Annotated in this window: 1 protein-coding gene; it reads right to left on the reverse strand. The window is 60.2% G+C overall.

Annotated elements, in window-relative coordinates; all coding sequences use genetic code 11:
- Nucleotides 1-31 precede the first annotated feature (31 nt).
- Nucleotides 32-1,177, reverse strand: coding sequence for an IS630 family transposase (locus GWE18_RS41850; RefSeq protein WP_275191295.1), 1,146 nt, complete (start codon nucleotides 1,175-1,177; stop codon nucleotides 32-34).
- Nucleotides 1,178-1,288: the final 111 nt, after the last annotated feature.

The raw sequence follows: 1,288 nt of genomic DNA on the forward strand, positions 1-1,288 counted from the left end.
CTAGATTAGCGTTTTCTTGGTTCGAATCATATCAGGCGACCTCGGCGAGTTTGTAGGACCACGTGTGGATGACCGGATGGCGATTGACGTCGTCGATACCGGCCATGATGCGCTCCTTGAGTTCGTGTTTTGAGGCCACCCGGATGTGGCGGAGGACTGAACGGGCGAACTTGGAGAAGAATCCCTCGATGAGATTGAGCCACGAGCCGTGCTTGGGGGTGAAGGTGAGCTCGAAGCGCCCGCTTGGTCGAGTGGCGAGCCAGGCTCTGGTTTCTCTCGAGATGTGCGCGGAATGATTGTCGAGGATCAACTTGATCGCAGTGTTCGGCGGATAAGCGGCATCGATAAGCCTGAGGAGTTCGATGAACTCTCGACTGCGGTGGCGATCTTTGACAAGGGCGTGGACCTTGCCGGTGAGCAGATCAATCCCAGCCAACAGGCTGAGCGTGCCATGACGTTTGTATTCATGGTCGCGTGCAAAGGTGGCGTGGACGCCAGGCTTGGGCGGCAAATCCGGCGCCGTCGTTGCGATGGCCTGGATTCCCGGCTTCTCGTCGCAGGAGACGACCGTCACCGGCTTTCCTCGCCGCTTTCCCTTGGCAGAGGCTTTCTTCAGGACCTGGACTTCACGATAGACGCACAGGACCTCCGCCATCTTCTGTTCGAACTCGGCGTCGCGATTTTCAAGATAGTAACGCACCTTGTGCGGCTTGATTTCCTCCCGGCCGAGGATCTTGCACACCGTTCCCTGGACCAAATTGGCCAAACACGCATGCCCCGCCGCCGGCCCGTGTTCGCGTGCATGGCGCGCCAAGAGCCGCGTCGTCCACAACTCATGTGGATAGCCGTGGTCCTTGGCCTTGTCGCACGCCAGCGACACCAACCAGGCTTTGGCTTCAGGCGTGATGGTTGGTTCCTTGCCCGGTCGCGGGCGATCGTCGAGGGCTGCCAGCGGGCCATCGGCCAGCGCCCGCTCGACACAGCGCTGCACCGTCTGATGATGGACCCCAAGTCTCTGGCCCACCGCGCAGAACGAAGGATTTTCCCGATACGCCAGCAGCATCTGCGCCCGCGACACCCGGCTCGCCAGTTCGATCCTCGACCGCGAAAGCGTCGTCAAGGTCGCTATCTCTTCATCACTCATTGCCAATTCGACCGCTCGCCGCCATCCTGCCATGATACAGCTCCTCGTTTCGCCGACCGCAAACGAGGAATCCGCCAACAGCCCGTCCGTTCCACCAATTCAGCCTGCTCCATCAGCGCAGGTTTCATGGAATCGGTCGTCTAG

Source organism: Bradyrhizobium sp. CSA112 (assembly GCF_029051645.1).
Taxonomy (GTDB): Bacteria; Pseudomonadota; Alphaproteobacteria; order Rhizobiales; family Xanthobacteraceae; genus Bradyrhizobium.